29 protein-coding genes and 1 riboswitch are annotated in these 26,553 nt (G+C 44.6%); of the genes, 6 read left to right on the top strand and 23 right to left on the bottom strand.

From position 1 onward, the window contains the following. The first annotated feature begins 24 nt into the window (after positions 1 to 24). Genes gshB through CTT31_RS13730 form a run of 3 tightly spaced genes read left to right on the top strand, consistent with a single transcriptional unit; the run spans position 25 to position 3,879 of the window. Complete coding sequence (gshB, locus tag CTT31_RS13720; protein WP_010372154.1) at positions 25 to 1,071, top strand: glutathione synthase; 1,047 nt, start codon at positions 25 to 27, stop codon at positions 1,069 to 1,071. After that, a complete protein-coding gene (locus CTT31_RS13725; protein ID WP_260491448.1) occupies positions 1,055 to 3,034 on the top strand; it encodes a flavohemoglobin expression-modulating QEGLA motif protein in 1,980 nt (659 codons plus the stop codon). Before gshB ends, CTT31_RS13725 begins: the two co-directional genes overlap by 17 nt. A gap of 59 nt (positions 3,035 to 3,093) precedes the next feature. Next, complete coding sequence (locus CTT31_RS13730) at positions 3,094 to 3,879, top strand: hypothetical protein (RefSeq protein ID WP_211858353.1); 786 nt, start codon at positions 3,094 to 3,096, stop codon at positions 3,877 to 3,879. A 9-nt stretch (positions 3,880 to 3,888) separates the two neighbouring features. Here CTT31_RS13730 and CTT31_RS13735 read toward each other — a convergent pair whose 3' ends face one another. Both CTT31_RS13735 and yaaA read right to left on the bottom strand, forming a co-directional pair. After that, positions 3,889 to 4,167 (bottom strand): hypothetical protein, encoded by a 279-nt coding sequence (locus CTT31_RS13735; RefSeq protein WP_130163554.1) that lies wholly within the window; start codon positions 4,165 to 4,167, stop codon positions 3,889 to 3,891. Beyond that, positions 4,164 to 4,940, bottom strand: coding sequence for a peroxide stress protein YaaA (gene yaaA, locus CTT31_RS13740; RefSeq protein WP_211858355.1), 777 nt, complete (start codon positions 4,938 to 4,940; stop codon positions 4,164 to 4,166). The genes CTT31_RS13735 and yaaA overlap by 4 nt, the downstream gene beginning before the upstream one ends. Before the next feature lie 272 nt (positions 4,941 to 5,212). Here yaaA and tal point away from each other — a divergent pair, with 272 nt between their 5' ends. Both tal and CTT31_RS13750 read left to right on the top strand, forming a co-directional pair. Next, positions 5,213 to 6,163, top strand: coding sequence for a transaldolase (gene tal / locus CTT31_RS13745; RefSeq protein WP_174169852.1), 951 nt, complete (start codon positions 5,213 to 5,215; stop codon positions 6,161 to 6,163). Positions 6,164 to 6,568: 405 nt separating this feature from the next. Continuing rightward, positions 6,569 to 6,760 (top strand): DUF3545 family protein, encoded by a 192-nt coding sequence (locus CTT31_RS13750; RefSeq protein WP_010606112.1) that lies wholly within the window; start codon positions 6,569 to 6,571, stop codon positions 6,758 to 6,760. A gap of 40 nt (positions 6,761 to 6,800) precedes the next feature. Here CTT31_RS13750 and ung read toward each other — a convergent pair whose 3' ends face one another. The 21 genes from ung to CTT31_RS13855 form a co-directional block, all read right to left on the bottom strand. Then, a complete protein-coding gene (gene ung / locus CTT31_RS13755) occupies positions 6,801 to 7,469 on the bottom strand; it encodes a uracil-DNA glycosylase (RefSeq protein ID WP_211858356.1) in 669 nt (222 codons plus the stop codon). Then, on the bottom strand, positions 7,466 to 8,317 hold the full coding sequence (locus CTT31_RS13760) for a cobalamin-binding protein (RefSeq protein ID WP_211858357.1): 852 nt from the start codon (positions 8,315 to 8,317) through the stop codon (positions 7,466 to 7,468). Before CTT31_RS13760 ends, ung begins: the two co-directional genes overlap by 4 nt. Beyond that, positions 8,317 to 8,913, bottom strand: coding sequence for a cob(I)yrinic acid a,c-diamide adenosyltransferase (gene cobO / locus CTT31_RS13765; protein ID WP_045987675.1), 597 nt, complete (start codon positions 8,911 to 8,913; stop codon positions 8,317 to 8,319). The genes CTT31_RS13760 and cobO overlap by 1 nt, the downstream gene beginning before the upstream one ends. Before the next feature lies 1 nt (position 8,914). Next, on the bottom strand, positions 8,915 to 10,387 hold the full coding sequence (locus CTT31_RS13770) for a cobyric acid synthase (protein ID WP_260491449.1): 1,473 nt from the start codon (positions 10,385 to 10,387) through the stop codon (positions 8,915 to 8,917). Continuing rightward, entirely contained in the window at positions 10,384 to 10,923 is a 540-nt protein-coding gene (cobU, locus tag CTT31_RS13775; RefSeq protein ID WP_211858359.1) for a bifunctional adenosylcobinamide kinase/adenosylcobinamide-phosphate guanylyltransferase, read from the bottom strand. The genes CTT31_RS13770 and cobU overlap by 4 nt, the downstream gene beginning before the upstream one ends. Beyond that, a complete protein-coding gene (locus tag CTT31_RS13780; protein WP_211858360.1) occupies positions 10,923 to 11,705 on the bottom strand; it encodes an adenosylcobinamide-GDP ribazoletransferase in 783 nt (260 codons plus the stop codon). The genes cobU and CTT31_RS13780 overlap by 1 nt, the downstream gene beginning before the upstream one ends. Beyond that, positions 11,705 to 12,760 carry a nicotinate-nucleotide--dimethylbenzimidazole phosphoribosyltransferase gene (gene cobT / locus CTT31_RS13785; protein ID WP_211858362.1) on the bottom strand — a complete coding sequence of 352 codons (1,056 nt, stop codon included), beginning with the start codon at positions 12,758 to 12,760 and terminating at the stop codon, positions 11,705 to 11,707. The genes CTT31_RS13780 and cobT overlap by 1 nt, the downstream gene beginning before the upstream one ends. After that, positions 12,753 to 13,778: a FecCD family ABC transporter permease gene (locus tag CTT31_RS13790; RefSeq protein WP_045987679.1), complete on the bottom strand. Its 1,026-nt coding sequence runs from the start codon at positions 13,776 to 13,778 to the stop codon at positions 12,753 to 12,755. The genes cobT and CTT31_RS13790 overlap by 8 nt, the downstream gene beginning before the upstream one ends. Then, on the bottom strand, positions 13,775 to 14,572 hold the full coding sequence (locus CTT31_RS13795; RefSeq protein WP_260491450.1) for an ABC transporter ATP-binding protein: 798 nt from the start codon (positions 14,570 to 14,572) through the stop codon (positions 13,775 to 13,777). The genes CTT31_RS13790 and CTT31_RS13795 overlap by 4 nt, the downstream gene beginning before the upstream one ends. Positions 14,573 to 14,641: 69 nt before the next feature. Beyond that, positions 14,642 to 14,769, bottom strand: a riboswitch (cobalamin riboswitch). Between the two features lie 18 nt (positions 14,770 to 14,787). Further along, entirely contained in the window at positions 14,788 to 15,387 is a 600-nt protein-coding gene (locus CTT31_RS13800; protein WP_211858365.1) for a histidine phosphatase family protein, read from the bottom strand. Positions 15,388 to 15,467: 80 nt separating this feature from the next. Continuing rightward, a complete protein-coding gene (gene nqrM / locus CTT31_RS13805; RefSeq protein WP_010372193.1) occupies positions 15,468 to 15,680 on the bottom strand; it encodes a (Na+)-NQR maturation NqrM in 213 nt (70 codons plus the stop codon). A 100-nt stretch (positions 15,681 to 15,780) separates the two neighbouring features. Beyond that, positions 15,781 to 16,812, bottom strand: a complete 1,032-nt coding sequence (locus tag CTT31_RS13810; protein WP_260491451.1) for an FAD:protein FMN transferase — start codon at positions 16,810 to 16,812, stop codon at positions 15,781 to 15,783. Positions 16,813 to 16,920: 108 nt separating this feature from the next. Next, positions 16,921 to 18,147, bottom strand: coding sequence for an NADH:ubiquinone reductase (Na(+)-transporting) subunit F (gene nqrF / locus CTT31_RS13815; protein ID WP_211858375.1), 1,227 nt, complete (start codon positions 18,145 to 18,147; stop codon positions 16,921 to 16,923). A 20-nt stretch (positions 18,148 to 18,167) separates the two neighbouring features. After that, positions 18,168 to 18,776, bottom strand: a complete 609-nt coding sequence (gene nqrE / locus CTT31_RS13820) for an NADH:ubiquinone reductase (Na(+)-transporting) subunit E (RefSeq protein ID WP_045987684.1) — start codon at positions 18,774 to 18,776, stop codon at positions 18,168 to 18,170. 10 nt (positions 18,777 to 18,786) lie between these two features. Further along, complete coding sequence (locus CTT31_RS13825) at positions 18,787 to 19,419, bottom strand: NADH:ubiquinone reductase (Na(+)-transporting) subunit D (protein ID WP_010606099.1); 633 nt, start codon at positions 19,417 to 19,419, stop codon at positions 18,787 to 18,789. After that, positions 19,419 to 20,168, bottom strand: a complete 750-nt coding sequence (locus CTT31_RS13830) for a Na(+)-translocating NADH-quinone reductase subunit C (RefSeq protein ID WP_010606098.1) — start codon at positions 20,166 to 20,168, stop codon at positions 19,419 to 19,421. Before CTT31_RS13830 ends, CTT31_RS13825 begins: the two co-directional genes overlap by 1 nt. Continuing rightward, positions 20,158 to 21,360, bottom strand: a complete 1,203-nt coding sequence (locus tag CTT31_RS13835) for an NADH:ubiquinone reductase (Na(+)-transporting) subunit B (protein ID WP_010606097.1) — start codon at positions 21,358 to 21,360, stop codon at positions 20,158 to 20,160. Before CTT31_RS13835 ends, CTT31_RS13830 begins: the two co-directional genes overlap by 11 nt. Before the next feature lie 2 nt (positions 21,361 to 21,362). Next, on the bottom strand, positions 21,363 to 22,706 hold the full coding sequence (locus CTT31_RS13840; RefSeq protein ID WP_260491452.1) for a Na(+)-translocating NADH-quinone reductase subunit A: 1,344 nt from the start codon (positions 22,704 to 22,706) through the stop codon (positions 21,363 to 21,365). Positions 22,707 to 23,133: 427 nt separating this feature from the next. Then, the gene (fabV, locus tag CTT31_RS13845) at positions 23,134 to 24,324 is read right to left on the bottom strand and encodes an enoyl-ACP reductase FabV (RefSeq protein WP_260491453.1); all 1,191 of its coding nucleotides are present in this window, start codon (positions 24,322 to 24,324) and stop codon (positions 23,134 to 23,136) included. Positions 24,325 to 24,429: 105 nt separating this feature from the next. Beyond that, positions 24,430 to 24,744, bottom strand: coding sequence for a BolA family protein (locus tag CTT31_RS13850; protein ID WP_039493750.1), 315 nt, complete (start codon positions 24,742 to 24,744; stop codon positions 24,430 to 24,432). Between the two features lie 45 nt (positions 24,745 to 24,789). Next, entirely contained in the window at positions 24,790 to 25,383 is a 594-nt protein-coding gene (locus CTT31_RS13855; RefSeq protein WP_039493751.1) for an alpha-ketoglutarate-dependent dioxygenase AlkB family protein, read from the bottom strand. Positions 25,384 to 25,421: 38 nt separating this feature from the next. Between CTT31_RS13855 and CTT31_RS13860 the strand changes: the two genes are divergently transcribed. Beyond that, on the top strand, positions 25,422 to 26,552 hold the full coding sequence (locus tag CTT31_RS13860; protein ID WP_039493752.1) for a methyltransferase: 1,131 nt from the start codon (positions 25,422 to 25,424) through the stop codon (positions 26,550 to 26,552). Position 26,553 lies beyond the last annotated feature (1 nt).

A 26,553-nucleotide genomic window follows, 5' to 3' on the forward strand; every position in this document is an offset into this window, starting at 1 on the left:
TTATTTGCTGAGCAAAAATAGCCCGTGAAAATCTGTTTTATTATGTACCCTTGGGAGCGTGTAGAAGCTGAAAACGACAGCACGCTAAGACTTATCCACGAAGCCGTATCGCGCGGTCACGTCGTTGCCATCACCACCGTAAACAACCTCACTATTCGCGAAAGTGTTGCTAGTGCCTTCTGTGATGTATTTGTTGCAGGCCAAAAAGTATCTGATAACTTCGTGAGCTTTTACAACAAAGCTGAGTTTAAAAAAGTACAGCTTCCTTTGGCAGGTTTTGACGCAATATTTATGCGCGCTAATCCGCCGCTTGATACCTTAGCGATGAACTTTTTAGACTCTGTTCGTGATGATACTTTCATCATCAACGACATTGATGGCCTGCGCATTGCTAATAACAAGCTATACACGGCATCTTTCCAAGGCATCGCGAGAGAGTTTATTCCAAATACGCATGTATCTAAAAACAAAGAGTATTTAGAGCGTATATTCTCTGAGTCAGAGCAAGAGAAAATGATCTTAAAGCCGCTTGATGGCTTTGGCGGTCGCGGTGTTATCGTCGTTGAAAAACGCGCGAAGCAAAGCTTTAGCTCACTCCTTGAGTTTTATATTGGTGGCGACGAGGCTGGTAAAGGCAGCAACTACGTCATTTTACAAGATTATGTTGAAGGTGCCGACGAGGGTGATGTTCGCATCCTAATGCTTAACGGCGAACCGATTGGTGCCATGAAACGTGTGCCTGCAGCAAATGAAGTGCGTGCCAACGTACATGCCGGTGGCAAGGTAGTGAAACACAAACTCACCAACCAAGAAAAAGCGTTATGTAAGCACATCGGTCCTAAGCTTGTGCGTGATGGTTTGTATTTTGTTGGCATTGACGTGATAGGCGGCAAGCTTATCGAAGTTAACGTACTCTCGCCTGGCGGGATAACCCGTATTAACCGTTTAAACCGCTGTAAGCTGCAAGTGCAAGTTATTGATTTTGTAGAGAGTGTGGTGCACGCCAAAGAGCTAGTAACGCATCGCAAAAACCAATTCCGTCAAGTAATAGAAGATGCTCATGCTATCTGAACAAGCCATCATTGCCGCGCTTGAAGCCGGCAAACCCATCAGTGGACAATTTGCTGAAGGTGCTTTTCACCTCGAAGTGAGGGAATACGTGCCTTATGTCGCCACTGCTGTACACGCAGGCCACCGCACCCGTGCTAGCCTAAAAGGCTTGTTCGCCATTAGCGATGCTGAGCGTTTACAAGAGGAAGATCCGTTTACCGACGGCATGATTGAATCATTACCCATCACGCTTATCGCGCGTGACTCACGTTATGAATACGATCTTAACCGTGCGCCAGAGCTTGCGATATACAAAGAAGCATGGGGTAAACAAGTGTGGAGCCAAGCGCTACCAAATGCAGACATAGATGTTAGCTTGTCAAAGCATGCAGCCTATTACCGTGTGCTCAGTGCGCTGTTAACCACGCTTGAGCGTAAGTTTGGTGCCTGCTTGCTATTTGATGTACACAGCTATAATTATCAAATTCGTAGCTACCCTTATGCACCAACCTTTAATATTGGCACTGCACAACTTGATACCTTGCGTTTTCGCGCCGTATTAGATGAGCTGAAAAAGCAGCTAGGACTGAAAAAACTGGCAGGCCAGCTGGTGGATTGTGCTGAAAATACCGTCTTTCAGGGCCATGGTTATCAAGCGCAATATATTACCAGCCACTTTGATAACACCTTAGTGGTACCGCTGGAAGTCAAAAAAGTCTTTATGGACGAAAACAGTGGCGAATTATTCCCTGTGGTGTTTGAAAAACTACAGCGCAACATGCATGTTGCTTTGAATAAAACGGCAAAAACATTTGCTAAAAATCACTGCTATAAGCCACTTCGCAAAGCAAAATCAACGTCGCAGCTTGACCCTGCGCTGATCAACGTGGACTCAGCGCTATACCGCATAGCCAGAAACCTTGAAACGCTGCATTACGTTAACCCAAGTAATATCGCCCAAGAGAAACGTCGCTTTTTCTCGAAACGTCATTATCAGCCTGCGTTTAAATATCGCCCGCTGAAAATTGACCCGTATGAGTTTAAAGAGCAACTCTATCGCTTGCCCGTTGGGAAAATCCAAGATCCGATCGTAAAAGATTTATATCATAAAGTGATCGACAGCTACGCCACTAAAATCGAACTGATCACCCAAATTGGTCGCGAAGCCTTTTTGTATAACTCGCTACGCTATTATGGTGAGCCGGATTACAACGATATAAATAATGCGACCTTCTTGCTACACGCGCGCGAAACCGAAACCTTGCCAAAAAAAGACATTACAGCCGAGCAGGCCCTAGTACGTTTTAATCAAGCGATTGAGACCATGGGCTTACCTTGTAAGGTCGCTATATCAAGCAAGCTCGTTGCCAAAGCAATGGTCGACAATAGTAAGCGTCTTCTGCTTGTAAATAGCAGTGCGATGCTATCTGAGCTTGATATCAATGCCTTGATAGAGCATGAAATAGGCGTGCACTTGCTCACGACCTTAAATGCTGACGCCCAGCAACTTAAAGTGCTGCACTTAGGTCTACCCGGCAATACCTATACTCAAGAAGGCCTTGCCATCTATCGCGAGTATCAATCTGGGCAAATAAACCTGACACGATTAAAAGTATTAGCGCTTAGGGTAATTGCGGTTAACATGCTGCTTAAAGGCGATAAATTCTATCAAGTGTATGAATTTTTGGCTGACTCGGGGGTATTAAACGTCAATGAAGCCTTTGCGCTGACCACGCGAATTTTCCGTGGTGGTGGCTTTACTAAAGATCATCTCTACTTAAAAGGCTTTAAAGACATAGTGCAGCTTGCCAATACCCGCAGCTTAGATAACTTATATCTCGGTAAAACGGGCATTGCGCACTTAGATGCGCTGGACGCGTTAGTAGAGCAAGGTATATTCACAAGGCCTAAATATCTGCCGGATACGAGCCGAGATCCTAAGCCTGATGCAATCCTAAGTTATTTAATTTCTTCAATTAAATAGGCCAAATTCGCCACTGTGGTTATACTAGTGCCATCTAGTATCTACCCAGTGGCTTTGTTTTGACACAACAGGAAATAGATTTACTCGCTTTTGAGCTGGCAAACCTTCGTCTCAAAGCCGATCTTACGCTTGCACCAAAGTACAGTTATTTTTCAGATAAACCCTACCCGCTTGGTCGCTGCCTAGAAATTCGCGATGAAATGTTTAAACTCGTCACCACAGAGCTCAAGCAAAATTCAGAACGTTTATCTGTGCTCAGAAATTACATGCTTAAAGAGAATGCCGAGCTCAAAAAAGTATGGGGTTCGCTACGCGATGAGTACTTTCAAAATGCGATGTTGGTGGGAGATTGGTATATAGATACCGCAAACGATACGGTGAATGCAAACAAACCCAGAGTTGAAATCAAACCCATCGCACAATCAGGCTTTTCAGCCATCACCAATTTCGAGCAGTTTGTGAAGATTGCTCGCGCTTACTGGCAAGTGGAGGTGTTTAAAAACACCGTCTTTCCAGCCATCGCGCCTTATTTACCGTTAATTTGTGTCAACGCAAAAGGCGCTACTTGGTTAGCTGCGGCCAATGACGATATGATCAAAGTCGCTACCAACAGTGAGTTTAGGCTATCTGAGCAAATCCTCTGTCAGCTGCCAGAGCCTGACTCTGTTATCGTATCTCGCTGGCAGCAGACCCTAACTGGCATCGATGCTTTAGATGACATCTTATTGCAAACAGGAAAGCCCGAGGGGTTTTGCCAGCTATACAGAGCTGCCGATAAAGCAGCGGATTTAGCATTTAGAGATAGAGTCGTACGCGCCTATATGAGCCTACCCAAAGGCGCGTAGCGTAGTGAATTAGAAGGAAGCGGGATAAGTCGGTTTTTCGTCCGTAATTTCCCATTTATCTTCTGTTGGTCTATCCACTCGACATTGATTTTGCTGTTGGAAACACCTGTCCTCACAGTTTTGTACTTGCATCGGATCTGAGTAATCTCTGCGACAGCTCATAGAACACGAACGTGAATCACCTTCGCAATCGACCGGCACATTGCTGACTCTAGTTGTAAAATGTCCACTACAGCCGCTAACAAACACAGCGGCGAACACTGCTGCTACCCATAATTTTGTTGTCATTGTTCTGCCCTCAAAAACACCGGTTCTTGGGCCTTTTGCGTTGCTTCTTCACTAAAGCGGTATCCTGCAATATCAAACGCTTTCAGGCTTTCCAAATCCGATACTTGGTTCTCAATGATATACCTTGCCATCATACCGCGCGCTTTTTTCGCGTAAAAACTGATGACTTTGTATTGACCATTTTTACAATCTTTAAAGATAGGAGTGATAATTTCGCCTTTCAGCGCTTTCTTATCTACCGCTTTAAAGTACTCATTTGAAGCTAAGTTCACCAAGTATTGTGTTTGTGCCCCTTCCATGACCTTATTCAGTTTTTCAGCGATAATCGTGCCCCAAAACTCATACAGGTTTTTGCCACGCGGGTTACTTAACTTTGTACCCATTTCTAAACGATAAGCCTGCATTAAGTCAAGTGGTTTTAGGATGCCATACAGCCCAGATAAGATACGTAAATGATTTTGCGCATAATTTAAATGAGCCTCAGTTAGGCTTTGCGCTTCTAAACCGACATACACATCGCCATTAAAAGCAAAAATAGCTTGTTTAGCATTGTCTTGTGTAAAAGGCTCTGACCACTCGGCAAACCTTGCCGCATTTAAGCCCGCGAGCTTGTCGCTTATCTTCATTAAGCTACCGATCTGCTGTGGTGATAAATCGCGACAAACTTGAATAAGTGACTCGCTATGCTCCAGCAGCTCTGGCTGTGTGTGCATCTTGGTTGGCGCAGGTGTTTCATAGTCTAGGTTTTTCGCTGGAGAGATAACTGTGATCATGGTTTGCCTATTGACTTAGCTAGTAATTAATGTCAATTTCAACACTATCCCCAAGTAACTTCAAGTGTTTGTCCGCTTTCACTTGGGCTTAAGCAATTCGCTGTTAAAGTACAGCTTCGCTTTACAACTCGACCTTATATAACAATAACCCTAAATAACGAGTGTGATATGTCGCCCGATACGGACATATGACCTATTCAGCTATTTAATGGTGTTGCAACATAAGGCGTCTAATATCACTTCGCTGTTATCAATATTGGAATGAGGAACACATGACTTCAGCATTAGATAGGCTAAAACAACATTCATCAATCGTCGCTGACACCGGTGACATTGAAGCCATCCGCAAGCTACAGCCTGAGGATGCAACAACTAATCCTTCTCTTTTACTTAAAGCGGCAGAGACGCCTGCTTATCAGCCTTATCTAACAGAAGCTTGGGATTATGCCAAAGCCAATGAAAGTGACGCTGACAAGCAATTAGCGCTTGCTTGTGACTATTTTGCCGTTGTGATTGGTAAAGAAATCGCAAACTCTGTGCCGGGATATATCTCAACAGAAGTAGACGCACGTTTATCTTTTGATACCGAAGCGACTATCGCAAAAGCAAAAACGCTATTAAATTTATATGAAGCGCAAGGCGTAAGCAAAGACAAAATCTTGATTAAGATTGCATCGACTTGGGAAGGTATTAAAGCCGCTGAAGCACTGGAAAAAGAAGGTGTTAAGTGTAACCTAACGCTGCTATTTAGCGAAGCGCAAGCACGTGCATGTGCCGATGCAAACGTATTTTTAATCTCACCATTTGTTGGGCGTATTCTAGATTGGCACGTTGCCAACGGCCTAGAAAAACCAACTGACCCACTACAAGATCCGGGTGTACAATCTGTTCGTAGTATTTTTGAATTCTATAAGCAGCACGGTTATAAAACCGTTGTAATGGGCGCCAGCTTCAGAAATACAGGTGAAATTCTAGCCCTAACGGGTTGCGATAAGCTCACGATTAGCCCTTCTCTATTAGAAGAGCTCGCTGCAATGCCTGCAAACGAAGATTACCTACTTGAGGCTGACTTTGCGCCTAAAGCAAAACCTGCTGCGCTTAGCGAAAGTGAGTTCCGTTGGTTACATAACCAAGACGCAATGGCCACAGAAAAGCTTGCTGAAGGTATTCGCTCATTTGCCGATGCACAAGAAACACTAGTCGCACGCTTTAAAGCACTGTAAGCGCCTTAAACATTCGATTTCGAAACGCCGCATATTGCGGCGTTTTTGTTATCGCTCTCAATACAAACCTTTCTGACACCTCCTAGATATCACCCGAATTGACCTTCATCAAACTGTCACTTGGTTTTAACTCAAAAGACACAATTGTGTTTTATTTTTATCCCGTCTGTGGTATATCAATATCACTTGAAGTGAAAATTGATGCCGCTACTTTCTGGTTTTGGTACAAAAAGCAAGCAACGCGGGGTTGTTTGTAGCGTACTTTAGCTATCAGACTTTTATCGGTTCCTCATGTTGAGGTTTGCCAAATAGTATGAAGAAATCAACGGTGTCATTGCAGTTGTAGTGCTAACAACAGCCGAAGCAAATGCCACTTTAGGTTGTTTTTATCAATAGGAGATTTTCATGGATACCCTAGACGAGTTATTAGAATTATTAGAAAGTCCGGATACTAGGAAAAAAACTTCATCTAAGGGCAAAAAAAGAAAATGGCGTGAAATTGAAGCGCTAAAAGATAAACAGCGACTACGCAAAGAACTACAGGAATTGGATATTTTCGCAGACAATGTTGATTTAGACGAATTTGATTTTAACTAAAAAGAGCGCCCTTCACGGCGCTCTTTTTGGTTTTTATCTGCTATAGCTCGGCCAATCGCCAGTCGATTGGCTGCTTACCCATTTGTGTGAGCAGCTGATTGGTTTTACTGAAATGGCCACTACCAAAAAAGCCGCGATGTGCTGAGAGCGGCGAAGGGTGTGGTGCGTGTAAAACATGGTGACGGCTTGTGTCTATGCTTTTACCCTTTTTCTGGGCGTGTGAGCCCCAAAGTAAGAAAATCACACCTTCGCTGTGGGCATTCAGCCTTTCAATCACTACATCTGTAAAGCGCTCCCAGCCTAAATGCTTATGTGAATGGGCTTGGCCTTGTTCTACTGTCAACACCGTATTTAACAGCAGTACGCCCTGTTTAGCCCAGTCAATTAGGTAGCCGTGATTAGGTATGCGAAAGCCGTCAATATCCTGCACCAACTCTTTATACATATTATTTAACGACGGCGGCGGCTTAATCCCAGGCAACACAGAGAAACATAAACCATGGGCTTGATTAGGACCGTGATAGGGGTCTTGCCCTAAAATCACCACTTTAACCTGATCGAAAGGCGTGACTTTGAACGCTTCAAATACTTGTTCATGGGGCGGAAATACATTTATACCTTGAGCGCGACGCTCTGCCACGTAATCCATGGTTTGCTTAAAGTAATCTTGTTGTTTTTCCTGACCTAACACGTCACTCCACGTTGTCATGCTTCACCTTTTTTCATCATATTATAATGGCTTCGAGAAGCGTCGAGTTTACCACATAAATCCGATATTCCCTCGAGCATACGATAGCTATAACGATGGAGCAGATCGGCATCTACCGAAATAGTTTGTTGGTACTTTACCGCAGGGATCGACGGCCATTGCTGCCATGCAATTGCTTTAACTTCTTGTTTGGTCTTTTCTTCAGGGATCACAATCACTTGTGGTGATTTCAACAGAACATTCTCAATGCTAATTTGCGGATAGTCCGTGGTGGCGTCGGCAAAAACATTTTTCACATTACACACAGTAAATACTTGCTGTAACCAACTTTCGCCTCCCACGGTCATCAGCGGAGATGGCCACAATTGATAAAATACAGCTAAGCTAGCGCTTTGCTTATACTGAGCTTTTAGCTCATTTAAGCGTTTAGCAAATAAATCCGCCTGTTGCTGAGCTTGGGCTCCAAAGCCAGTAATTTTACCTAGGCGTAGCAACTCATCGGGTAGTTTATCTAGATATTTCGCTTCACTATAAATCACGTCAACACCAAAGCTTTCGAGCTTTTCAAGCATAGGAACGTGACTTGCATTTTTCCACGCAATGATAAGATCAGGCTTAAGTGCCAAAATTTTCTCAACCGAAATACCTTGATAGTCACCAACTTGAGGCAGTTGCTTGGCTGATTCTGGATAATCTGCATAGGCTACCGTGCCTACAATCCGCTCCCCAGCTCCTATTGCATAAAGATTTTCGACAATATGAGGCGCAAGCGCGATGATCCGCTCTGCGGGCTTAGCACTAACGCTAAAGGCAAAACCTAGAACAATAAATAAGGCGAATTTTAGCATCAGTAGTCAAACCCTTTTTGCGCCTTAATGCCGGCCTCAAACGCATGCTTCACATTACGCACTTCGCTCACGGTATCTGCAAGCTCGGTCAGGCGTCGATGTGCACCGCGCCCAGTTACAATCACTGATTGCATGGTAGGACGGTTTTCTAGCGCCGTTATGACTTCGTCCAAATCTAGATAGTCATAGCTCAACATATACGTAATTTCGTCAAGCAATACCAAGTCGATGCTTTCATCTTGTAGCCATACTTTTGCTTGTTGCCACGTAGCCTGCGCGGCGGCAGTGTCGGTTTCACGGTTTTGCGTTTCCCATGTGAAGCCCGTTTTCATGACCGCAAATGGCACGCCAACTTTTTCGAGCAAATTGCGTTCACCGCAATCCCAGGTTCCTTTAATAAACTGTACAACCGCAGCGTTCATACCATGACCGACACAACGCGCAACGGTGCCGAAACCAGATGTTGACTTGCCTTTACCGTTACCTGTGATCACTTGCAAAATGCCCTGCTCTTGCTGCGCCGCGGCAATTTTTTCATCGACTTGTTGTTTTACTTTTTGCTGTCGTTGCTGATGTTTATCTTGTTGTTCGCTCATGTTATTCCTCAATTATTTTCATCAATTTTTGCCAATCTAAATGTGCTTCACAGCTATCGGCAAGACGCGTAATTTGTTGCTCTCTGTGCTTCGCTAAATCAATCGCGGCAGTGCCCGCTTGATTACTACCAGCCCAAGACAAGATAGCCTGTGTTGCGGCAACCGTATCAAATAAACCATGTAAATAGGTGCCTGCAATTTGATTATCTCGGGAGATAAAACCGTCCTGCACACTATTATTTGGATGTGTGTTAAATCGCAAGAATGGCACCTCTAATGCCGCTCCAGAAGAAACCCCTGCATGGATCTCGTAACCACAAATTTCAGCACTTTGCTCATCCAATTGGCAAATGCCAGATACTTGCGTCAGTACTTTTTGCTCTGAGAGTGTGGTCTCAAAGTCAGCCAGACCAAGCCCAGCAACTTCACCAAGTGTTGATTCCACCGCATTTGGATCTCTGATGAACTTACCTAACATTTGCAAACCGCCGCACACACCTAGTACCTTACCACCGTACCTCAGGTGCCGTTTGATTTCTTCTGCCCAACCCTGTTTGCGTAAGAAGGTTAAATCGCTCAACACATTTTTGCTGCCAGGCAGAATGATTAAGTCACAAGGACCGATAGATTCTTGATAGCGTACATAACGCAAATCCACTTCAAGGTTTAAGCGCAAGGTGTCAAAGTCGGTGTGATTGCTAATATGAGGAAATAGTAAAACCCTGACGCTTAACGATCCCCGTTCACAGATATTGTCCACCGTCACCGCATCTTCTGCATCGAGCGCTAAGCCATGCAAATAGGGCAATACCCCAAGTACAGGCTTACCCGTTTTTTGCTCGAGCCAGTCAAGTCCAGATTGCAATAACGCAATATCACCACGGAAGCGATTGATCACAAACCCTTTAACCAAGCTTTGTTCATAGTCACTTAATAGCGCAAGTGTGCCAACCAAGTGTGCGAACACCCCGCCTTTGTCGATATCAGCGATAATAATCACGGGGCATGCAACTTCACAGGCAAACCCCATATTGGCAATGTCATTTTCACGCAGATTGATCTCAGCAGGGCTCCCCGCCCCTTCCACTATGCACAGCTCAAATTGTTCGCTGAGGCGTTGATGTGAGGAAAGTACGGCCTCCATCGCTACCTTTTTGTAATCATGATAAGCGGCTGCTTCCATATTGCTAATGGCTTTGCCGTGAATGATCACTTGAGCGCCAGTGTCAGAGTTTGGCTTAAGCAAAATAGGATTAAAGTCTGTGGATAGCGGGACTTTTGCGGCCTCGGCTTGGAGTGCTTGTGCCCGACCAATTTCACCGCCGCACGGTGTGACGGCACTATTTAGTGCCATATTTTGCGGCTTAAAAGGCGCAACCGATAAGCCTCTTCGTTGCAGCACCCGGCAAAGTCCCGCAACCAGTGTACTTTTACCGGCATCCGACGTGGTGCCCTGCACCATTAAGGTTTTCATACGTCTTGACCTTTTAAACATTGTGGCAAGCCTGCAATAACAAAATCGACTCTATCGGCCACTTTGGCAATGTCTTGATGGAGCCAACCAGACTCATCAACAAACTCACGGCTTAGCTCGCCAAGCGGAATTATCCCATGTCCCACTTCGTTACTAACCAAAATAACAGTGGCAGCACAGCTTTCTAGTGCCACCAGCACATGTTCTTTTTTGTCTATGGTCGCGGCTTTGCCCATTTCGCATAAGCCAAAACTCAGCCATAAAGTCAAACAATCGATAAGTAACAGCGCATCTTCGCGTGCAGTAGCAATAAGCTTATCAATATGCCATGGCTCTTCCACTAGCTGCCAGCGGCTATCGCGCTGCATCTGGTGAGCAAACACTCGGCTTTTCATTTCTTCATCTTGGGCTTTTGCAGTTGCAACATAGTAAAGTTCGTTCACCGCACCTTGCTCTAACATTAGAATAGCGCGCTGCTCTGCCAAGCGACTCTTGCCTGAGCGAGCACCGCCCAGTATTAACTGTATTTGTGCCATTAGAGATGACCCACAATAAAAAGCAAAATAACAAGCTCAGCAAGTTGCTGCGCAGCCCCTAAACAGTCTCCGGTGTAACCACCGAGCTGCGCGTTAAACCATTTAATGCACACAAGTCTTAACACAAATAAGCAAGTACACAGCATCAGCAAGTCGAACAGTGAAAGCGCAAGCCATGGCCAACAGAAAATTAAAATCGCGATGGTAGTAAGCGTAAGACGAGTCGCTGCAGCACTCGATAGATATTTAGCTACAGGCTTAACTTTGCTCAGCTTATCAGCTTGTACATAGTCAAGTGCACCGATTAAAGACACCGCAAAGGCACGGCTTAGGCTATGGGCCAAAATAAGTGCAGCGAGTGTCACTGCAAAGTCATTAAAGAGCATGGTCAATAGCGAAGATTTGGCCAATAACAGCAATATCAGCGCACAACTACCGTATGTACCAAGACGGCTATCTTTCATGATCTCAAGCTTTTGTTCACGGCTCCAGCCACCGCCAAAACCGTCAAAAACATCGGCAAGACCATCTTCATGGAAAGCGCCGGTAAGTATAATACTCGCAGCCAGTGCAACGACGGCGCCGAACATTAGCGACACACTACTACTGGCAACATAGCCAAGTATGGCCGAGAAGCTACCAACAAATAAACCAACTAAAGCAAAGTAACCACTCACTTCGTTAAGTTCATCAGATGAAGGGGCAGGATCCAAACGAATTGGCACCCGCGTTAAAAACACCACGGCAAGCTTAAACAGTCGCCACTCTTGTTGCCACTGCATTATGCGTCTACCACTTGCGTAACATGGGCATCGGCAAAGCTTGCCATTTCGCAAAAAAAGCCTAGCGCAGCTTGTAATAATGGAAGCGCTAGAGCGGCGCCCGTTCCCTCACCCAAGCGCATATCTAAATGTAGTAATGGCTCAGCGTTTAACTGCTCTAACATTAACTTATGACCTTGCTCCATAGAGCCGTGAGCAAACACCATATATTGCTTACTATGCGGTGCTATTCTACTTGCCAACATAGCCGCTGCGGTGGAGATAAAGCCATCCACTATGATTACTTTTTGTGCCCGAGCAACCGCCAGCATGGCACCAACCATTTGCACAATTTCAAAGCCACCTAGGAGCTGCAAAATTTGCTCTGGTGTCGCAAGCTTATCTTGATGATATTCTAGAGCCTGTTTGATAAGTGCCCGTTTTTTGCAAAGCGTTTCATCGTCAATGCCTGTACCGCGCCCCACACACAATTCCACACTCGCCCCGCTGAGCGCCGCTAAAATTGCAGCTGCAGAACTGGTATTGCCAATCCCCATTTCACCAAAAGCAATCACGTTGCTACCCGCTTCAATAGCGGACATCACCACTTGCTCTCCATATTCAAGTCCTTGCTTGAGCTGCATTTCGCTCATCGCGGGTTGTTTATGGAAGGCATGAGTAATATCGCCAAGTCGCTGCGAGCGCAAATTCGGCGCAGGCTCGCATGGCACTAACGTGCCACAGTCTACTACGGTTAACTGCCAACCAAGTTGTCGACAAAAGACGTTGATCGCTGCACCGCCCTGCACAAAGTTTGCAACCATTTGCCCAGTCACTTCGCTTGGCGCAATAGAAACCCCTTGGCTTGCAATACCATGGTCACCCGCAAAAACAAACATTGCAGGGCGTGTTATTGCTAACTGCTCTATGTTTAATTGCGTCTGCCCTTGTGAGAAGATCTGTACTAGCTGCGCAGCCAAGACTTCAAGCTTACCAAGCGCACCTAGCGGTTTGGTTTTTAAATCAATGCGCTGTTGAATAAGCGTGTTTAAGCGAGTATCTAACGGTTTAACCATGGGTAACTCCGACGCCTCCAGAGCGGCGATTTTTGAAAATAAGCAATGCTAAGAAGAACACGCTGCCAATGGCGGCGGTGATCACCCCCACGGGAAGTTCCTGATTATCGATAAGCGTGCGCGACAATACATCCACCCATAGCATCAAAAGCGAACCGCAAAGCGCGGTGGCCACAAGCCCAATGACCTTTGCTTGCGAGATAAAAAAGCGCACGATATGCGGGATCATCAAGCCTACAAATCCGACTCCGCCGCACGCAGCCACAAGTACTGCGGTGAGTAAGGAGCTCAATAACAACATACCTATTCGCACTCGTCCTACATTCACGCCAAGCGTGGTGGCACTCTCATCTCCGAGCAACAAAGCGTTGAGTGGCCGACGCATCACTAAAAGCGTGATAAAACTCAGTAGCACGACCAAACAAGGAAGCCATAGCCATTGCCAGCTCGCCCTTGCAAATGAGCCTAGATTCCAAAACAAGATTGCACTGATGGCTTGAGGGTCACTCCAATAAAGCAACAAGCTGGTAAAGGCACTGAACAGAAAAGAAAGTGCAACGCCCGCCAAGAGCATAGTTTCCACCTGCTGTAGCGCATTGCGATTTGCCACAAATAAAAGTAGCAAGATAGACAGCAAACTTCCGACAAATGCAGCCCCAGACATCATTAGGCTAGACTGTGCACCAAATAGCGCGATAAGCACCACCACACCGAATGAAGCACCTGAAGAAATACCAAATAAATAAGGATCAGCTAGAGGGTTACGCGTCACGGTTTGTAAAATAAGACCCGCTATCGCCAGTCCTGCTCCCGCGCTCATCGCCAGTAACGTCCGTGGCAGACGAAGCTCAACTACCACTCGTTGTTGAAGTACGTTGGGATCGAAATTAATAATCGCTTGTATAACCGTATGCCAAGATAAATCAATCGCACCGATCTTAAGTGCCATCAGCATGCTAAAACAGCACAAGCTCAATAGCAGTATCGATATCAACGCGATCCGCTTTGCGGCAATCATAATTGATACCCGTAATGAAAGCGTATATGTGGGATCTCACTGTTATTTGGCGGATGGCAGACAGTAGAAACCTCTGCGCATACCCCAAAAACTTGGCTTAATAGGCTTTCGGTAATGACTTCAAGTGGCGACCCATCTGCAACAAGCTCACCGTTATTTAATACTAATAAGCGGTCGCACAAGGCGCTAGCCAAATTTAAGTCGTGAAAAGACGCAATAATAGTAACACCAAGCTGTTTGGCCAGCTCCATAATTTGGATTTGATATTTAATGTCCAAATGGCTGGTGGGCTCATCCATTATCAATACTTGAGGCGCTTGCACCATGGCACGTGCGATCATTGCCCTTTGCTTCTCCCCACCAGACAAGGAGCTAAAACATTGCTCCAATTTATGGCTCAATCCAACCTGCTCAATGGCATGTAAGATTGCCTGTTTTTCAGCAGCCGTTGTTGTCGCGAGCAGTGATTTATTCGGTGTTAGCCCCATCAATACCATATCAAATAATGGCAGAGTAAACTCAGCGGGGATCTCTTGTAGCACCACAGCAACATGTCTCGCGTAGGCTTTACGTCCATAACTAGCTAACGGCTTATCATTGAAAAGTAGCGCCCCAGAACTTGGTGCTGTGTATTGATATAAAGTGCGCAGCAAAGTCGACTTTCCAGCACCATTCGGTCCGAGCAAACCAATAAATTCACCCGAATTAATAGCAAAGCTGAGTGCCTTTAAGATGGCTTTACCACCAAGCTGTACGCTAAGTTTATCGACTTGAAATTGTGGAGTGACTGCCATAGCACCTCTGATTGGGCACGGCAAAGTAGTAGCTTATAGACAAGCGACAACTTTGACTTAAGTCTGCCCGCTTAAGTATATGGATAGGCCTTGGTATCTGACTTATGCAAGAGACAAGGCTCATACACTTACAGTTGCGGGGACAGTTGAGGACTCACACCTCATTCCCAATATCTGCCTATCACGAAATTTGCAATATTATGAAGTCTAGACGTCTAAAATACAACTTTTGGCCAAGCAGTTTGGCAGCTGTCGTAAAACACCTCAACTTTTACTATACCCGCATAAGGAATATCTATCTTCGATTGGTATGCGGTGAGCTCGGGCGATAGGTCGAGAATAAGTGTTACAAGCGCTTTTATTACTCCTGCATGCGCTACGACGGCGATACACTCTTCACTTGGCGACGCCAAAATGCTGTGCCACCACGTGGCGACCCGGTGATGAAAATCATACATGGACTCGCCCTCAGGAGGCGTGTGCAGCCAAGGGTTTTGCCAAAAGTCACCGATGCTTGGAAATTGGGTTTCGCGCCAAAGCGTATCATAAGGTTGTCCATCCCATAATCCAAAATCAAATTCGGCGAGATTTGCCTCCACCTCAACGGGGAGTTGATACTGCTTTGCAAAGGCTGTGGCTGTATTCAGGCAGCGCTTCCTTGGAGAGCTAATAATACGCTGCAGGCCACTTAGACTCGTTAACGATTGCAGCAATTGCTGAGCACCTATGGTACTGAGCTCGGGATCTGTCACTCCAAGTAAATGGCCTGATAGAGTCGTTTCACCATGACGAACAAAATATAGCTGCCGCTGCATTTTTACTTAACCTAAGGTTTGTTACCCAAAAAGCAAAAACGCAAGCTAAGCTTGCGTTTTCAATTAATATCATTCTACGGTTACAGGATCTGGTTTTCTTTCCACATCTCTTCTTTTGCTAACCGCTTTTTGCGTTTGTCGCATGGATCGTCGCAATCACAAATTTTGTCAATGCCCATTGAGCCCAAACCACCACAGCTACTTGCCATGGATTTCTTTTGTACGATAACGCCTACTGCCATCGCAACAGCGATAAGCATAAGTAAACCGAAAGTAAGGAGGAATAAAGACATTATCTAGCCCCTTTTATTGCTACATTGAATTGAGTGACGACGCGCAAATTATACGCTTTCATGGCGTCACTCACAATTAAATTATGGGGTGTTGTACAGCTTAATTCAAGTACGGCTGAAATGCTTCACTCGCGTAACTCTTGATCCCTTCAGGACTTTTATACATCAAATACACGGGGAGTTGATGCTCGGTGGCATACGCCTTTGCACGTTCAGTGCCCATCACAGTCAATGCTGTTGCTAGGCCATCAGCCGTCATCGCAGATGGATGTAGTACCGTTACCGATACCAGCTCATGTTTAACTGGGCGACCCGTTGTAGGGTCAATAAGGTGTGTAAAGGTTTCACCGTCCATTTCGTAAAAAATACGGTAGTCTCCTGAAGTTGCAATACCATTTTTGCCGGGCTCTATCACGCGGTGAATTTGGCGTTGACCAACAGGCGCATCGGGTTTCTCGATAGCAATACGCCACTCACCATCCGGCTTCTTGCCAGAAACGCGAAGCTCGCCACCGATTTCAACCATATAGTCATGAATATCATGACTCTCAATCACCTCAGCGACCTTATCTATGCCATAACCTTTAGCGGTTGCAGAGAATGATAATTCCAGCCCCGCAACTGTTTTCGCAAGGCCACGCTCATTTAAAATAAGCTTATCGACACCGATACGAGTGCGCATATCGTCTAACTCGGCCTGTGACGGACGCATTGTTGGTCTTTTGTCAGGACCAAATCCCCACAAATCGATAAGCGGCCCCATCGTAACATCAAGCGTTTTAGTCGACTTTCCAAGGCGGATAGATTCTGCAACTACCAAGCGAAAATCTTCACTAATAGGCATGACGGTATGCGCTGCTAAACGGTTGAACTGGTTAATCTCAGAGTCAGGGATATAGGTGGACATAGATTGATTAACAACCTTTAATGCTTGCTCTACCTCCTCATGCAACTGCGCTTGTTCGAGCGGCTTTTCGCCGGGGAATACCTTGATGTTGTAAGTCGTGCCCATGGTTTTACCAGACAGCACGATTTCCTTGGCTTCAGGTTTGGCGTCTTGGCACCCTGTTAAAAAAACGAATAAAAACGAAATAATAAAAAATCTAGATAAAAAAGCGTAACTTGCTTGCATCAGAATTCCCTGAGTTTAGTACCAACGGGTATAAAAAAACCCTCGAGCAAAGCATTTTGCTGGAGGGCTTATATTCTAACTTAAGTTCATTGTTAGACCGAAACCTAATTAACCACCGAAGTCATCAAGTAGGATGTTTTCGTCTTCAACACCTAAGTCTTTAAGCATGTTAATAACTGCCGCGTTCATCATTGGAGGACCACACATGTAGAACTCACAATCTTCAGGTGCTTCATGATCTTTCAAGTAGTTTTCATAAAGTACGTTGTGGATGAAGCCAGTGTAACCTTCCCAGTTATCCTCTGGTTGAGGATCAGAAAGTGCAACATGCCATTCGAAGTTATCATTTTCTTCTGCTAGACCGTCAAAGTCTTCCACGTAGAACATTTCACGCTTAGAACGAGCACCGTACCAGAAAGACATCTTACGCTTAGAGTTTAGACGCTTAAGCTGATCGAAAATGTGTGAACGCATTGGCGCCATACCAGCACCACCACCAACGAATACCATTTCTGCATCAGTGTCTTTCGCGAAGAATTCACCGAATGGACCAGAAATAGTCACCTTATCACCTTCTTTAAGTGACCAAATGTACGATGACATCTTACCACAAGGCAATGTTAGGTTATTTGGCGGCGGAGTTGCGATACGTACGTTTAGCATGATGATGCCAAACTCTTCTGGATAGTTAGCCATTGAGTACGCACGGATCGTTTCATCGTCAACTTTAGACTCCAGCTTAAAGAAACCAAAACGTTCCCAGTCAGCACGATATTCTTCAGGAATATCATAGTCTGCATATTTAACATGGTGAGCTGGTGCTTCAATCTGAATGTAACCACCAGCACGGAAAGGTACAACTTCACCTTCAGGGATGCCTAGTTTTAGCTCCTTGATGAAAGTTGCTTTGTTATCGTTAGAGATAACAGTACATTCCCACTTCTTAACACCGAAGATTGATTCTTCAACTTCGATTTCCATGTCGTTTTTAACATTAACCTGACACGCTAGACGACAGCCTTCACGTGCTTCACCTTTAGAGATGTGGTCAAGTTCGGTTGGTAGAATATCACCACCACCCTCTTTAATATGTACGCGACACTGACCACATGAGCCACCGCCACCACATGCAGACGATACGAAAATACCCGCGTTTGCAAGTGCGCCTAGTAGCTTACCGCCAGCAGGAGTCTTGATCGCTTTTTCAGGATCGCCGTTAATATCAATTGTAACGTCACCGCTTGCTACAAGCTTCGATTTCGCTGCAATGATGATAAGCACTAGCATCACAACGATAGCGATGAACATGCTTACGCCTAATACAATAGTTTCCATCGTATAGTTTCCTCGCTACCTTACAGTGAAATACCAGAGAATGACATGAAGCCAAAGCCCATTAGACCTACAGTAACAAAGGTAATACCTAAGCCACGTAAACCATCAGGAACGTCTGCATACTTCATCTTCTCACGAATACCTGCTAACAATACGATAGCAAGTGCCCAGCCCACACCTGAACCTAGACCATAAACTACAGATTCACCGAAGTTTAAGTTACGCTCAACCATGAATGATACCGCACCGAAAATCGCACAGTTAACTGTGATTAGCGGTAGGAAGATACCAAGTGCGTTATATAGCGCAGGGAAGAACTTATCTAACGTCATTTCTAGAATTTGAACTAGCGCTGCGATTACACCGATAAACGTCAAGAAGCGTAGGAAGCTAAGGTCTACTTCTGCAAAACCTAGCCACTCTAATGCACCCGGCGCTAGCACTGCGTGATAAACTAAGTTGTTCACTGGTACAGAGATACCAAGTACTACAACTACCGCAATACCTAGACCTAGCGACGTTGTTACTTTCTTAGATACCGCCAAGAAAGTACACATACCTAAGAAGAAAGATAAAGCTAAGTTTTCAATGAAAACCGCTTTAACGAATAAACTAATATACTGTTCCATCTCTCTCCCCTTATGCCTTCGCTTCTACTTGCTCTTTCTTCCAAGTACGAAGTACCCAAATGAAAGAACCAACAATAAAGAACGAGCTGAATGGCATAACTAGTAGACCCATAGGCTGATACCAACCACCTTCAGAAATAAGTGGAAGGATTTCAACGCCAAACAATGTACCTGCACCAAATAGTTCACGGATAAAGCCAACTGTTAGAAGTACAACAGAGTAACCTAAGCCGTTACCAATACCGTCAAGGAATGACATTGTTGGTGGCGACTTCATTGCGTATGCTTCTGCACGACCCATTACGATACAGTTAGTAATGATAAGGCCAATGAACGTTGATAGTTCTTTTGCTGTTGAGTAAACAACGGCTTGAAGCACTTGGTCTACAACGATTACTAAAGATGCAATAATCGTCATTTGGACAATGATACGCACACTTGAAGGAATGTGATTACGGATCATTGAGATAAATAAACTTGAAAACGCAGTAACCAATGTCAACGCGATTGACATGATAAGTGCATTTTTAAGGCTTGATGTTACCGCTAATGCAGAACAGATACCCAACACTTGTAGTGCAATCGGGTTGTTCGCAAAAACAGGACCAAACAAGACTTCCTTCATTTCTTTTGCATTAGCCATTAGTTCAATGCTCCTTTACGTACTTTCGCAAGGAATGGACCAAACGCTTTGTCGCTTGTCCAAAAATCAACTGTGTGATCAACACCATTAGAAGTAAGTGTCGCACCAGATAGACCATCTACCTTGTGTTCGTTACCGCCAGCACTACCTTTAACTACGTCGATAGGAAGCTCTTTACCATCCCAAAGTGCAGTCCACTTAGGATTTTGGATTTCACCACCAAGACCTGGAGTTTCGCTGTGCTTATAAAAGTTGATTGACTTAATCGTCTCACCATCAGCTTCTAGCGCAAGGAAGCCATACATCACACCCCAAAGGCCGTAACCTTGAATTGGTAGAATGATAGTAGACACTTTACCTTGGTCATCTTTTGCGAAATAAACTGGAGAGTTATTCGTGATACGTTGAATACCCGCTTTGTCTTCTGCTTTTGAAAGTTTGTAGCTACGTTTGGCATCAAACTTAGTCGCTTCAAAGTCAAAAGATTCCGCTTTAACGTCTTCTACAAACTCACCTGTTTTAAGACTAACAACACGTGATTCGATATTTTGGTTAAAAACTTCAGACACGTTTTTAACTTTATCGTAGCCAGCAACGGCTAAAATGTTACGTTGAATATCTTCGTTTTTGTTTGCTTGCTGCATAGGGCGAAGCTGAACCGAAGCAAAAGATACTACGATTGCACACACTAAACATAAGCCAACAACTACGCCGAGCGTTTTGCCCATTGATTCATTCTTAGTTGACACGTGCCAATCTCCTCTTCACATTAGACTGCACTACGAAGTGGTCGAATAGTGGAGCAAAAAGGTTAGCGAATAGGATTGCCAACATCATGCCCTCTGGATATGCCGGGTTAACAACACGGATAAGCACAACCATTACACCGATTAGCGCACCGTATAACCACTTACCTTTGTCTGTGAAAGACGCAGATACAGGGTCTGTTGCCATAAAGAACATACCAAATGCGAAACCACCAAGTACTAAGTGCCAATGCCAAGGCATTGCAAACGCAGCATTAGTTTCAGAACCGATTGCATTTAGAACAAATGACATCACAACCATACCGATGAATGTGCCCAGTACAATGCGCCATGATGCAATACGAACATAAATGAGGAACAAACCACCCAATAAAATAGCTAAGGTCGACGTTTCACCAACAGAACCTTGGATAAAGCCATAAAACGCATTAAACCAAAGGTCCATATTGCTGTAATCTAAAGCGCCTGCGCTAGCTTGACCTAGATAAGTTGCACCAGAGAATGAGTCAACAGCAGTCCACACTGTGTCACCAGAGATATCAGCTGGGTATGCGAAGAATAAGAACGCACGACCTGCAAGCGCTGGGTTTAAGAAGTTACGACCTGTACCACCGAAGATCTCTTTCGCAACAACTACACCGAACGTAATACCTAAAGCAGCTTGCCACAACGGAATTGTCGCAGGCAGGATAAGCGCAAATAGAACCGAGGTTACAAAGAAGCCTTCGTTTACTTCGTGCTTACGAACTGACGCGAATAACACTTCCCAGAAGCCACCAACCGCAAACACGGTTGCATAGATAGGCAAGAAGAAGCACGCACCGTAGAACGTTTTGGCGCCCCACCCGGCATCAGCGGTTAATTCACCACCAAGTGCTTGGAAGATAGCTACCTGCCAAGTATTAGCAAGCTCAAAACCGTTACCTAGTGCAAGCGCAGCTTGGTGACCGATGTTGAACATACCAAAGAACATTGCAGGGAACGTCGCCATCCACACTAAAATCATAATACGTTTTAGGTCGATGTTATCGCGAACGTGCGTTGCACCTTTATTTACATAACCTGGAGTATAGAAGATAGTTGCTACGGCTTCGTAAAGCGCGTACCACTTCTCGTGTTTACCACCAGGTTCAAAGTGAGGTTCAATGTCTTCTAAAAATTTCTTTAAGGCCATTTTTAACCTTCCTTCTCGATAGTAGTCAGGCAATCGCGCAGGATTGAACCGTACTCATATTTGCCCGGACATACGTATGTACATAGTGCTAAATCTTCTTCATCTAGCTCTAGTGCACCCAACGAAATCGCAGAATCTAGATCACGTGAAATAAGATCACGTAATAATAGCGTTGGCAAAATATCGAGTGGCATAACACGCTCATAGTTACCGATTGGTACCATCGCACGCTTAGAACCACCAGTAGACGTTGTCATCTTGAACAAACGGCTAGGTGCTAAGTGTGAAATGAATGTACGTGTTACTGAGAATTTGTCACTACCCGGAGCGATCCAGCCAAATAGCTCTTTCTCGCGACCTTCAAGTAAAACTGATACTTGAGTATGGTAACGACCAAGGTAAGCGTGAGGGCCAGTTGCTGTTTTACCAGCTAACACAGAGCCAGAAATGACTCGGTTATCACCGTCTTCAAGCTCGCCTGCAACTAAATCTGTTAGCGATGCACCGACATGAGTTTTTACTAAGCGAGGGTTCTTAACTCGAGGACCTGCTAGAGCAATAACTCTGTCTGAGTAGATTTCACCTGTCAGGAACAACTTACCAAACGCGATGACATCTTGGTAACCAATGTGCCAAACTTGCTTGTTTGTACCTACAGAATCTAGGAAGTGAATGTGAGTACCCACGTTACCTGCTGGGTGCACACCTGCAAACTCATGAACTTCTACTTGTGAGATAGAAGAACTAGGTACGTTAGCACCCGCTTTCTTACACACAAATACTTTGCCTTCAGTCAAACGAGATACAACCGCTAGACCCGCTTCAAACGCTTCCACGTTTTCTGCGATGATAACAGCAGGATCTGCTGCTAACGGATTAGTATCTGTTGCTGTCACAAAGATTGAGCTAGGTGTTGCACTCGGCACAGCGACACGGCTGAATGGACGTGCACGAAGCGCTGGCCATTGACCAGACTCGATTAGCACTTCCTTCACTTTTTCAGAGTCTAAGTTGCCTAAATCAGCAGCTGAAAACTTCTCGAAAGTGATTTGCTCGTCGCCTTGAACTTCGATCACAACGGATTGAAGTACACGCTTAGCACCACGGTTAATTTCTTTAACTACACCAGAAGCTGGCGCAGTAAACTTGACGCCTGGGTTCTTTTTATCTTCAAAAAGAACTTGGCCTTTTTTGACTTGGTCATCCACACGAATATGCATGGTAGGACGCATACCGATGAATTCTTCACCTAGCACAGCTACTCGTTTGACAGCAGAACCATCATGAATAACTTGCTGAGGTGCGCCCTCTATTGGTAAGTCCAGACCTTTTTTTATGTTGATCATACGCACTTGCATTACATTAACGGAAAGAAACTGAAAATATCTTTAGTCACCACAGCGCCACCTCGTTTGTACTAAGTATTAGGTATAAAGAGCAGAAAGTTATGAGTCCGGATAGGGTTCCCAAACAAGCCCCTTTAAAATACCTCTCAACGCGCACAAAAAAGCAGCGTCGTGATAAAAGTCCTCACATATTTCTCTGATTTTAACATTAATCGTACTGAGTATGCGAGTGGAATTATGAAATTAATACGACTTTAACGTGGATTTAGATTAGTTGAAAAATCCATCACTGGAAGGAGTATAGACCAAAGTTGCATAGATAAAATTTTTCTTACCCTAATCTGCAAAATAAGTAAAAATTCACGGTCAAACAAAAACGGGCAAAGTACCAAGTAGCACTTTGCCCGCAAAATCAAAAACAGTGAAATTAAACGAGGTGATTAATTTCTACCGTTGCATCCACATCAGCTTCGTAATCTACGCCGTCAAGTCCGAAGCCGAATAGCTTCAAGAATTCGTTGTGATAACCAACATAATCAGTCAGTTCATCGATTGTATCCGTATCAACAGTATCCCAAATAGTTTGTACACGAGCTTGAACGCCGTCTTCTAGTTCCTTATAGTTTTGGAACAAGTGACCGCCATCATCAAAGCGTGGCGATTGACCATATAGATTTTCAGTAAACAATCCATGAATTTGCTCGATTGTCCCTTCATATGTACCATCACCTTTCATCACTTTAAATAGTGCAGAGATATAAAGAGGCATAATTGGAATAGCAGAGCTTGCCTGCGTTACTACTGCATTCAGTGAAGACACATAAGCTTCGCCATTAATATCAGCAGTGGTTTCGCGAATTGCCAGCGTCGCACGGTCCAAGTCTTCTTTTGCTTTACCAATCGTTGCGTGGCCGTATATTGGCCAAGTCAACTCTTTACCGATATAAGTGTATGCCGTTGTTTTGAAACCATCAGCCAGTACATCTGCTTGCTTAAGCGCATCAATCCAAAGTTCCCAGTCTTCACCACCCATCACTTTAACCGTATTGGCGATTTCGTCTTCGTTAGCAGCTTCAACTGTCATTTCATCAATAACGCGTTTAGAAGTATTTAGGTTTTTAGTTGTGATAGCTGAGCCAATTGGCTTAAGTGTTGAAGAATAAACTTCATCAGATTTAGGGTCTTTACGACGAGGAGACGCAAGGCTATATACCACTAAATCTACTTTACCCAGTTCAGCTTTGATGGTGTCGATGGTTTTTTGCTTCAACTCATCAGAAAACGCATCGCCATTGATATTTTTAGACCACAAACCCGCTTCTTCTGCAGCTTGCTGGAAAGCAGCCGTATTATACCAACCCGCTGATGCTGTTTTCTTCTCTGAGCCTTCTTTTTCAAAGAAGATACCTAGCGTTTTCGCACCGGCACCAAATGCAGCCGTGATACGCGATGCCAAGCCATAACCTGTCGATGCACCAATTACTAATACATTCTTGGGACCATTTTCGATTTGGCCTTGTTGTTTTACGTATTCAATCTGTTCTTGAACGTGTGCAGCACAGCCTACCGGATGCGCATTCGTACAAATAAATCCGCGAATTTTTGGTTTGATGACCATAAGAGATCCTATCCATTGATTTGATACAAAATAAAAGTGAGATTGGTCTCACTTTATTAAAATTACTGCGTAGTGTACTGGCAGATATGTAAAACACACATCTGATCAGCTATCGAACTTAGAACCACCCAAGCATTTTGGTGACTCTGGCGTTTGACCTTCTTTGTCTGAAAACTCTTCTGGTGTATAGGCATGAATGGCCAAAGCGTGAATATGGTTTTGTAATTCATCTTTTAGCACTTCATTGATCTTTCGGTGACGTTGCAGCAGCCTCTGGCCGACAAATTGTTCGCTTACAACAATGACTTTAAAGTGAGACTCTTCGCCACGGCTGTGCATATGGCTTTCATTGATAACGTTCAGATGCTTGCACGCAACGGCTTCAGCTATTTTGTCATAAATCTGTGATTGCATTGACATTATACTTTGTCTCCTAGAGCAATTCGTGACGCTACTATACGCCGTTCAGCGCGTATTTCCAACACTTCGAAAGGTGAGATTAATACGCCCCTGAGTCACCTTGGCCTGCTTTGGCAAAGCATGTTGATAGTCGCGCTGACTATCACCTTGCATTACCAATAAGCTGCCCGTTTCCAATAAAATGTCGGTTACAGAGAGGCTTACTTTGTGGCGTATTTTAAATTTGCGGGTCGCGCCAAGCGACAGTGAAGCAATTATGGGCGTCAAACCGAGTTCGGGTTCATCATCACTGTGCCAGCCCATACTGTCTTGACCATTACGATAATAATTGGCCAATACCGCATTAAAAGGAATATTAAATCTGCGTTCTAGCGTTTGTCTGATCCCAAGCAATACCGAAGGCCAAGGAGCATTTTCGAGTCGCTTTCCCGAATAACTATAATGCACGTCTGGGTCGGCAATAAAGCGTTCAAGTCGAGGCGTTTGATGGGTCTTACCAAATAAGGTGATGGTATTTTGCTGCCACGCAAGACTATTCAGTAGTACATTATATAGCGCTAGACTTTTGTCGAAGCTAATAGCCTGTGCTTGATAGCTAAAACCGCTCGGCAAGTTCCGTGCTTTGTCTACTGCTCTCATGTTAAACTACCCGCTGCTTTTATTTATAGAACATTCACATGACGACTGATGCAATTCTAGCCGGAAACCCTTTTACGCTACATAGGTTTCCACTCGATCAAAAAAATCGCAGCTTACAAGCTTGGGATTCAGCCGACGAATACCTGTTAGATTATGTCTTTGAACATCACCGCGATGCAAACCGTATTCTCATTCTCAACGATAGTTTTGGCGCATTATGCTGTGCACTTGCTGACAAGCACTGCACAGTAGTCACCGACTCTTATGTAAGTACCCTCGCCTATGAGTATAATTTAGAGGCCAACGAACTTGCGGACGCTCAGGTTGATGTACTCACTAGCATGGATGAGCTACCAAAAGATATCGATCTGATATTAATAAAAATTCCCAAAAATTCAGGGCTATTACAAGCGCAGCTTGCACGGTTAAGTAAACTGACTACGGACATTCCCGTAATTGCGGCTGGCAAAGCAAAAGAAATTCACACTTCAACTTTAAAAAGCTTTAGCCACTTTTTGACAGAGCCAACGACTAGCTTAGCGGTAAAAAAATCGCGCTTAGTGTTCAGCAAGACGTCAGCCAAAGCCATTGATAGTAAATTCCCTGTGTCTTGGCCGCTGGAAAAAACCGATTTTATCTTGTCGAATGAAGCAAATGTCTTCTCACGAGACTCTCTTGATATTGGCGCACGTTTTTTTATCAATTACCTTCCTATGGGTAAAAAACCATTGAAGGTCATTGATCTCGGCTGTGGTAATGGTGTCATCGGATTGATGACGCTCGCAAAAATGCCAAATGCCACCGTCACCTTTATCGACGAGTCCGCGATGGCGGTGCATAGCGCGGAGCAAAATATCGTGAATAACCTACCCGAGCGTGTTGCTGATTGTCAGTTCGTTCAAAACGACTGCCTTACGGGTTTTGAAAATTACGGTGCGGATCTGATACTGTGTAACCCACCATTCCATCAGGCCAACGCAATCACCGATCACATTGCTTGGCAGATGTTTTTACAAGCTAAGGCTGCGCTTCGCCAAGGGGGAGAGTTAAGAATTATCGGTAACCGCCACTTGGAATACGACGACAAACTCAAGCGTTTGTTCGGTAACAGCAAGACACTAGGCAACAACAAAAAATTCACGGTTTTAAGTGCAATAAAGAGGAGCTAAC

This window comes from Pseudoalteromonas maricaloris (genome assembly GCF_024746855.1).
Lineage (GTDB): Bacteria > Pseudomonadota > Gammaproteobacteria > Enterobacterales > Alteromonadaceae > Pseudoalteromonas > Pseudoalteromonas maricaloris.

Bases quoted from the DNA above. Each gene is read 5' to 3' on its own strand.
- CTT31_RS13725 (WP_260491448.1), top strand. From the start codon at position 1,055: ATGCTCATGCTATCTGAACAAGCCATCATTGCCGCGCTTGAAGCCGGC.
- CTT31_RS13735 (WP_130163554.1), bottom strand. From the start codon at position 4,167: ATGACAACAAAATTATGGGTAGCAGCAGTGTTCGCCGCTGTGTTTGTT.
- yaaA (WP_211858355.1), bottom strand. From the start codon at position 4,940: ATGATCACAGTTATCTCTCCAGCGAAAAACCTAGACTATGAAACACCT.
- tal (WP_174169852.1), top strand. From the start codon at position 5,213: ATGACTTCAGCATTAGATAGGCTAAAACAACATTCATCAATCGTCGCT.
- CTT31_RS13750 (WP_010606112.1), top strand. From the start codon at position 6,569: ATGGATACCCTAGACGAGTTATTAGAATTATTAGAAAGTCCGGATACT.
- ung (WP_211858356.1), bottom strand. From the start codon at position 7,469: ATGACAACGTGGAGTGACGTGTTAGGTCAGGAAAAACAACAAGATTAC.
- CTT31_RS13760 (WP_211858357.1), bottom strand. From the start codon at position 8,317: ATGCTAAAATTCGCCTTATTTATTGTTCTAGGTTTTGCCTTTAGCGTT.
- cobO (WP_045987675.1), bottom strand. From the start codon at position 8,913: ATGAGCGAACAACAAGATAAACATCAGCAACGACAGCAAAAAGTAAAA.
- CTT31_RS13770 (WP_260491449.1), bottom strand. From the start codon at position 10,387: ATGAAAACCTTAATGGTGCAGGGCACCACGTCGGATGCCGGTAAAAGT.
- cobU (WP_211858359.1), bottom strand. From the start codon at position 10,923: ATGGCACAAATACAGTTAATACTGGGCGGTGCTCGCTCAGGCAAGAGT.
- CTT31_RS13780 (WP_211858360.1), bottom strand. From the start codon at position 11,705: ATGCAGTGGCAACAAGAGTGGCGACTGTTTAAGCTTGCCGTGGTGTTT.
- cobT (WP_211858362.1), bottom strand. From the start codon at position 12,760: ATGGTTAAACCGTTAGATACTCGCTTAAACACGCTTATTCAACAGCGC.
- CTT31_RS13790 (WP_045987679.1), bottom strand. From the start codon at position 13,778: ATGATTGCCGCAAAGCGGATCGCGTTGATATCGATACTGCTATTGAGC.
- CTT31_RS13795 (WP_260491450.1), bottom strand. From the start codon at position 14,572: ATGGCAGTCACTCCACAATTTCAAGTCGATAAACTTAGCGTACAGCTT.
- CTT31_RS13800 (WP_211858365.1), bottom strand. From the start codon at position 15,387: ATGCAGCGGCAGCTATATTTTGTTCGTCATGGTGAAACGACTCTATCA.
- nqrM (WP_010372193.1), bottom strand. From the start codon at position 15,680: ATGTCTTTATTCCTCCTTACTTTCGGTTTACTTATGCTTATCGCTGTT.
- CTT31_RS13810 (WP_260491451.1), bottom strand. From the start codon at position 16,812: ATGCAAGCAAGTTACGCTTTTTTATCTAGATTTTTTATTATTTCGTTT.
- nqrF (WP_211858375.1), bottom strand. From the start codon at position 18,147: ATGGAAACTATTGTATTAGGCGTAAGCATGTTCATCGCTATCGTTGTG.
- nqrE (WP_045987684.1), bottom strand. From the start codon at position 18,776: ATGGAACAGTATATTAGTTTATTCGTTAAAGCGGTTTTCATTGAAAAC.
- CTT31_RS13825 (WP_010606099.1), bottom strand. From the start codon at position 19,419: ATGGCTAATGCAAAAGAAATGAAGGAAGTCTTGTTTGGTCCTGTTTTT.
- CTT31_RS13835 (WP_010606097.1), bottom strand. From the start codon at position 21,360: ATGGCCTTAAAGAAATTTTTAGAAGACATTGAACCTCACTTTGAACCT.
- CTT31_RS13840 (WP_260491452.1), bottom strand. From the start codon at position 22,706: ATGATCAACATAAAAAAAGGTCTGGACTTACCAATAGAGGGCGCACCT.
- fabV (WP_260491453.1), bottom strand. From the start codon at position 24,324: ATGGTCATCAAACCAAAAATTCGCGGATTTATTTGTACGAATGCGCAT.
- CTT31_RS13850 (WP_039493750.1), bottom strand. From the start codon at position 24,744: ATGTCAATGCAATCACAGATTTATGACAAAATAGCTGAAGCCGTTGCG.
- CTT31_RS13855 (WP_039493751.1), bottom strand. From the start codon at position 25,383: ATGAGAGCAGTAGACAAAGCACGGAACTTGCCGAGCGGTTTTAGCTAT.
- CTT31_RS13860 (WP_039493752.1), top strand. From the start codon at position 25,422: ATGACGACTGATGCAATTCTAGCCGGAAACCCTTTTACGCTACATAGG.